Origin of the sequence: Rhodococcus sp. T2V (genome assembly GCF_029269925.1) — a bacterium.
In the GTDB taxonomy this organism is placed as follows: domain Bacteria; phylum Actinomycetota; class Actinomycetes; order Mycobacteriales; family Mycobacteriaceae; genus Rhodococcus_F; species Rhodococcus_F koreensis.
This window is the reverse complement of sequence record NZ_JARJBD010000194.1, coordinates 1-6,882: the sequence shown is the minus strand read 5'-3', so window position 1 is coordinate 6,882 and position 6,882 is coordinate 1. Positions and strand designations below refer to the sequence as shown.

2 protein-coding genes and 3 pseudogenes are annotated in these 6,882 nt (G+C 62.8%); 2 read left to right on the top strand and 3 right to left on the bottom strand.

Annotated features, from left to right (window positions below; all coding sequences use genetic code 11):
• Together P3H15_RS52660 and P3H15_RS52655 are read left to right on the top strand one after the other, a co-directional pair.
• A pseudogene (locus tag P3H15_RS52660) lies at positions 1-140 on the top strand (IS5 family transposase); the annotation flags it as partial.
• A gap of 524 nt (positions 141-664) precedes the next feature.
• The gene (locus tag P3H15_RS52655) at positions 665-3,922 is read left to right on the top strand and encodes a protein kinase (RefSeq protein ID WP_276144600.1); all 3,258 of its coding nucleotides are present in this window, start codon (positions 665-667) and stop codon (positions 3,920-3,922) included.
• Positions 3,923-4,638: 716 nt separating this feature from the next.
• Here the strand turns inward: P3H15_RS52655 and P3H15_RS52650 are convergent.
• From P3H15_RS52650 to ribA, 3 genes and pseudogenes are all read right to left on the bottom strand, one after another.
• A pseudogene (locus P3H15_RS52650) lies at positions 4,639-4,770 on the bottom strand (proton-translocating transhydrogenase family protein); the annotation flags it as partial.
• Between the two features lie 154 nt (positions 4,771-4,924).
• Positions 4,925-5,308: pseudogene (locus P3H15_RS52645) on the bottom strand (NAD(P)(+) transhydrogenase (Re/Si-specific) subunit alpha); the annotation flags it as partial.
• A 511-nt stretch (positions 5,309-5,819) separates the two neighbouring features.
• On the bottom strand, positions 5,820-6,882 hold a 1,063-nt coding region (ribA, locus tag P3H15_RS52640; RefSeq protein ID WP_276144599.1), incomplete at its 5' end, for a GTP cyclohydrolase II.

Here is a 6,882-nt window from a genome sequence, read left to right as displayed (position 1 = left end):
TGGTGGAAAGGGCCTTCAACAAGGCAAAACAGTGGCGAGCGGTGGCAACCCGGTATGACAAGCTTGCCCTGACTTACCGGGCTGGATTCCTCCTCGCCGGCATCGTCGAATGGCTCAAACTATTGGGAGACATGCCCTAGTGCACAACAACGGCCCATGGAAGTCGATCGACACCCTGGAAATCGCGTTTGGCCGAGTACATCGACTGGTTCAATCATCTCCGGCTGCACGGTGAAATCGGGAGGAACCTACCTGTCGAAGCCGAAGGTCCTACTACGATTCACATATATCCGTTGGAACGACAGAGCCCCCACGGACCCCGGGGCGCCCGACCCCTACGGGCGCATCGGCAACCAGCACTGGACCTCGATCTGCGCATCGGCCTCCTCCCCAGCAAGTTCATCGCCCGATACGCCTGATTCACATCCGGCCACATTGCAGGTGACCCAGTCCACGGCCGACACCTGCGACATCGATTTTGATCGCCCGGTTAACCACCAGCACGAACAGCACCGCTCCGCATTCGGACCGAATGGGTGTGGCCTGAGGGTCGTGCACAATGCAGCGTCGACGTCGAGTGTGTCCGGCAGGAAACTTGAGGGCGAGGGGCCTGACGCCGATATCCTAGATGATGTGCAGATACGTGCGAACCGCGGGTAAATTGATGGCCGAGAACGACCAGTTCGAGACACAGCGTGATGTGGGCGATGGTGTCCTCACGCAACTGAGCGCGGTGGGATTCGAAAATGCCGTCGAGATCGGGCACGGTGGTTTCGGCGTGGTGTACCGCTGTACACAGGTCGATTTGGACCGCATCGTGGCGGTGAAGGTGCTCACCGGGGATCTTGTCGAGAATCGGGAAAGATTCTTTCGCGAACAAAGGGCGATGGGCCGATTAACCGGGCACCCGAATATCGTCGCCGTGCTGCAGGTTGGCGAACTCTCAGGCGAGCACCCGTACCTGGTGATGCAGTACCACCAGCGGGGGTCACTGGGTGCGCGGATCCGAGAAGAGGGTGCCCTGCCGGTCGGGGACGTCCTGCGTCTCGGGGTGCTGCTGGCCGGGGCGTTGGAGACCGCGCACCGCGTCGATGTGCTGCACCGGGACGTCAAACCGGAGAACATCCTGCTCACCGACTTCGACCAGCCGGCCCTGACTGACTTCGGCATCGCCCACATCACCGGCGGGTTCGAAACCGCGACCGGCACGGTCACCGGCTCACCCGCGTTCACCGCACCCGAGGTCCTCAGTGGCGATCCCCCCACCCCCGCCTCCGACGTCTACGGCCTCGGCGCCACCCTATTCTGTGCGCTCACCGGGCACGCCGCGTTCGAACGGCGCAGCGGCGAGCAGGTGGTGGCGCAGTTCCTCCGCATTACCTCCCAACCGGTCCCGGATCTCCGCCAAAACGGCATTCCCGAAGCCGTGTGTGCGACGATCGAATCGGCGATGGCCCGCGACCCCGCGACCCGACCCACCGCCACCGCGTTGGGTCAGCAGTTGCAACAGCTCCAGCGCGCTCTGGGCTACTCGGTCGAGGAGATGGCGCTCCGTCCCCAACCGGGTGAGCAGCAGGAACGGCCTGCGGCGGCACCGGCAGCCGTGCCGCACGTTGACCTCGCACGGGGACACACGGGCGACCTGCCGTTCGAGCTGACCAGCTTTGTCGGGCGGCGCGCACAGTTGACCAACGTCAGGAATGTCTTATCCGGGTCACGTCTGGTGACCTTGACCGGAATCGGCGGGGTCGGAAAAACCCGGCTCGCGCTCCGGGCCGCGAGCAAGGTGCGACGGAATTACGCCGACGGCTTGCGGCTCGTCGAGTTGGGCGGACTCCGCGACTCGACATTGTTGGTCGATGTAGTAGCCGCCGCCGTGGGCCAGCGCAACCTGACGGGCCGCCCGATGCGAGAGGTGCTGGAGGAATTCCTAGCCACACGCGCACTCCTGCTGGTCCTGGACAACTGCGAACACATCGTCGAGGCGGTGGCGGAGCTGGCTGAATCGTTACTGCGCACCTGCCCCGACCTGTCGATCCTGGCCACCAGCCGCGAGGCCCTAGGCATCGGCGGGGAATCGGTGCTGCCGCTCACCCCGCTCGACTTCCCCGACCCCGCAGCCGAGCCCACGCCGCGAGAGCTCGCTCATTCCGACGCGGTGACGCTATTCACCGAACGAGCAGCAGCGGCGGTGCATGGCTTCGAGCTGACCAACGCCAACAGGATCGACGTCGCCCGGATATGCGCGCGCCTGGACGGACTGCCGCTGGCGATCGAACTGGCCGCGGCGCGGCTCAGGTCGATGTCGACCACGCAGATCCTGCAGCGGCTCGACGACCGGTTCGCTCTGTTGACCCGCGGCAGTCGGGGCGCCCCCACCCGGCAGCAAACCCTCCAGTGGTGCATCGGCTGGAGCTATGACCTGTGCACATCGAGCGAACAGCACCTGTGGGCGAGGCTGTCGGTGTTCGCCGGCGGCTTCGAACTCGACGCGGCCGAGGTCGTGTGCGGCGAGGATGCGGCCGCGCCGAACCTACTCGATGCAGTGTCGGCGCTGGTGGACAAGTCGATCCTGATCCGGGAGGAATCCGACGGCGCCGTCCGGTTACGGATGCTCGAGTCGGTGCAGGACTACGGCAGGAATGCACTTGAGGAGGCGGGCGAGCACCTGGACCTGCGTCGGCGGCACCGGGACTGGTGCGAGCGGTTAGCTTGCACTGCGGAATCCGAGTGGATCAGCCCCCGCCAGCTGGAGTGGATTTCCCGGCTGTCCCGCGAGCTGCCGAATCTGCGACTGGCACTCGAGTTCGGTCTACGCGAAGGTGGCGAAGGTGGGTTGCGTTTCATCGCCGCGTTGTATTCGTTCTGGTCCTTCGGTGGGCGGCTCAGCGAGGGACGCAGGTGGACCGACCGCGCACTCGTCCATTCGTCGTCCATTGCACCGAGCCTGGACCGGGCACGGGCGCTCTACGCAGCTATCGTGATGGCCGAGAACCAGAGTGACCAACCTGTAGCGACGGACCGAGCTGCGGAGCTTCGTGCCCTGGCCGAGCAGATCGACGACCCCCTACCTGCTGCACTGGCCACCGTCGCCGACGGATTGATCGCCCTTGCCGGTGGCGATCCAGACCGCGCTGTCGCATACCTCGACAGTGCCGCCGCGCACTTTGGCATCCGCGAGGAACTGACCTTCCAGATAGAATCGTCAGTATTCCTCGGAGTGGCATACGCACTTCAAGGGGATTCTCGGCGTGCGCTCGCCAGCCACGAACACATCCTTGCTCTGCTAGAAACACACGGGGAAAAGGTATTTCACTCCTGGGCACTATGGTCGATGGGGATCACTGTGTGGCGGCTGGATGACGTTGATCGCGCCGTACAATTGTTGAGCGACGGCCTTCGTCTGGCCCGAATGAGTCACGAGCCTCTCGCGACCGCATCCAGCGTGGAAGTACTGGCCTGGATCGCCTCTGAGCGAGGCGATTTCCGTCGTGCCACCGTACTAATGGGTGCCGCACAAGCACTACGGCGGGCAGTGGGCAGCACCACCACCCTGCTCCCGAACATGCTCGTCCTCCACGACAGATGCATCCAGCGTGCCCGTAATACGCTCGGCGAGAGAGCTTTCAGGTTGGCCTATGATGAGGGCGAGGCCATGAGCTTCGACGCAGCCGTCGGCTTCACCCTCGGCGAAAGAGTTCAGGTCTCCGCGCCGACAGCCGGTCCGGCCACGAAACTGACCGCACGTGAGCAGCAGATCGCCGAGCTGGTGGCCGAGGGGCTCACAAACAAGGCAATCGCCGCACGACTGGTGATCTCAGTACGCACCGCGCAGGGCCACGTCGAACATATTCTGGCTAAACTGGGATTCACCTCTCGGGCCCAAATCGCTTCGTGGGTAGTCGAACAATCTAACGGTTGAGGTGGCTGCGGTGGTGGGGGTGCCGGGCTCTCCTTCGAGCAACTCGTCGGCGTTCTGTCCTGGATCTGGCAGACATCTGATAACCAAGAGTCAGTCCCGTGCTCCGCGGAGGGCGCCTCGGGGTCGACAAAGGCATCCTCCATTAGGCGCAGCGCCCGGCTTGGCGACATCCTCGATGAGGTGGAAGTGCTCGTATTTATGGACGGTGATGCCTTCGGCCCCGGCGGTTTCCGCGCCGAAGACGCGGGCGATCCCGGTGTTGCTGTATCCCCAACCGCGAAGGGATTCCTGCGTGCACCACTGATCGCGTGGCTCGGCGCCCGGACCCGGCACTCGATGACATTGTCAGTGATCTTACCGGTTATCGGGTTGACGTCATCACTGACAGCGATTGTCTCGCCTTTGCAGTGGTTTCACAGTCGGAGGCTATGGTGAGCACACAGCACAGGATGACCCAGGGACCTCACCCAATCACCCTAGCCGGACTCCGCAGTTGATGGGCACTCGACTTGACGGAAAGCATGCTGAGCTGCGTGAAATGCCGAAGATGCGCGTTGGATGAACTTTACTACAAGGCATTGCTCGCCGTGGTACGGCGTCGGCTCGTATCGGGCGTCGGCGGCGCGAAGGCGAAGAGCTGGGGTGGTCGGGCAGTTCGAGCGCGGTAACGTTCCTTCGTTGACCGGCGGTGAGGGGCTGAGCGTTGGTCAACGCGGCACTATGCCGTGGATAGCGTTCGTGCCCAATATCAGCGGCGTGTGCAGCGTGTTCGGAACCTTCGGAATGACCGCAGGGCAGACGAAGCCAACCAACCAGAAGCGCGATGTTCGCGAGAAGAGTCTATACATCAAGTTCCCTCGCAGTGGGGCCGGTGAAGGATCGGAGAAATGTCTTCATCCGGGTAGGTAGACCACAGTGCTGCTGGAATGAAGTCCCTAACCATTGCTTCCAAGACATCGATCGTGCGTGCCCGCCAGGATATTCGGGTCTCTTCAATGGGATTCATCCCGGGATGCAGCCTCCGTCAGCGACACGCGATTGTGTGAGGACCTCGTCGGAGAAGTCTGCCGCTATGCCGCAGTTCTCGTCGAGCAGAAGCTCGAGCAGGGAAACGTTCTTTGGATACAGCCCGCTGGCATGCTTGGGCATTGTCGCCGCCAGATTCAGTGGGGGTGTCATAACGTCATGGCTGGCGACGGCCTGTCCCGACTCGGTCAGCACGCAGTTGCCGCGGGTCTCCCCGGTCAGGTCTACCAAGACGCCCGGCTTTATACCCTCCACGGCCGCGCGCTTGATCGCTTCCTCAAGCCCCTGCTGTTGGACGCGTTCCTCCTCGGTGGCCTCGCGGGCATAGCCGCCCTCCCCGGACTCGCATACAACGCCGACACGTCTCGCCACCCCATGGACTGGCTTGTCAGCCGACGGATTGTTCGTACTCATTTCACCTACCTTTTGCAACTGAGCAACGCGCAGGCAGAAGATTGTTTGTAATCGGGTCCGACAACCTGGATGCCGGGGAATTGGAACAATCCGCGCTGGAGGGACAAGACGTTTACCGTTAGCAATCAAGGAATATTCTGCAACGAGGAATTCTCGGCCATCACAGCCCGTCACAGTCGGCCATACCGCAGTCGACGCCTCCCGCCGCGAACCGGTCCTCGCGGAAGCCAGATCGGTGGACACAGCACCGTTCAGTGAGTTCTCTGGTGGATCCCAGTACAACCGACGGCGCACTTGCCGCATGCTGGATGAAGGAACCCTGCGCGCTCGTGCAGAGCCAAGCCGAATTAGATTCGGCCACCCGAGCAGAGCGGGGTGACTACCGCCGAATCCAATTCGTTCGGAAACAACTTCGATAGCTTGGGCAGGAGGTAGAGCTAAGAATCCCCGGCCAGAATCACGAGGTTGATGCCTCGGTTTCGCTTGGGAGAATACTGTGGCCCATACGGTCTCGCTTGGTGTGCAAGTACCGAAGATTATGCGGATTGGCCGCAACAAGGGAAGGCAATCTGTCCACGAGTTCGAAACCGTAGCCGTCGAGTCCCTGGTACTTCGCTGGGTTATTGGTAATCAGTCGAATCCGCTGGATTCCGAGCGCATCGAGTATCTGAGCCCCGACGCCGTAGCTGCGGGCGTCTGCAGGCAATCCCTGGGCCGTATTGGCGTCGACTGTGTCGAGACCCTCTTCTTGCAATGCGTAGGCGCGTATTTTATGTGCTAATCCGATTCCGCGGCCCTCGTGCCCACGAAGATAGACCACGGCGCCGCAGCCTTCATCCGCGATCATCTGCAGCGCCTGCCGCAGTTGGTCTCCGCAGTCGCAACGCAACGAGCCCAGGATGTCACCTGTGAGGCATTCGCTGTGCACTCGGACGAGGACGCCGGCCTCTGATCGGCTCGCCGCTGCGACGTCGCCCATGACGAGCGCAAGGTGCTCTGTACTGTCTATCGTGCTGCGATAGGCGAGTGCGCGGAACTTTCCATACGTCGTAGGCAAATTGGCATTGGCGGCCTCCTCAACCAACCGCTCCGTCGAGCGCCGGTGGCGCACAAGGTCCGCGATCGCAAGGAGTGGCAGGTCGTGCTCGTTCGCAAAGGCTTCCAGAGTCGGTCCCCGCATCATGTCGCCCTCGTCGGTAACGAGTTCGCTGATTACGCCTACCCCGGACAACCCGGCGAGAGTCAACAGATCGACCGCCGCCTCGGTGTGGCCCGCGCGCACCAGCACACCGCCCGGATGCGCCCGAAGTGGGAACACATGACCAGGCCGGTGAAGCTGATCAGGACGAGTAGCCGCATCAGCGAGCGCCCTGGCTGTTTCCGTGCGTGCGGCTGCCGAGACACCCGTGCCCGTTCCCACCAAGTCAACGCTCACTGTGAACGCCGTGCCGAATGAGTCGGTGCTGTCCGCCACCATCGGAGGCAGGCTGAGCTCGTCTGCTCTCGTCTGTCCCATCGGA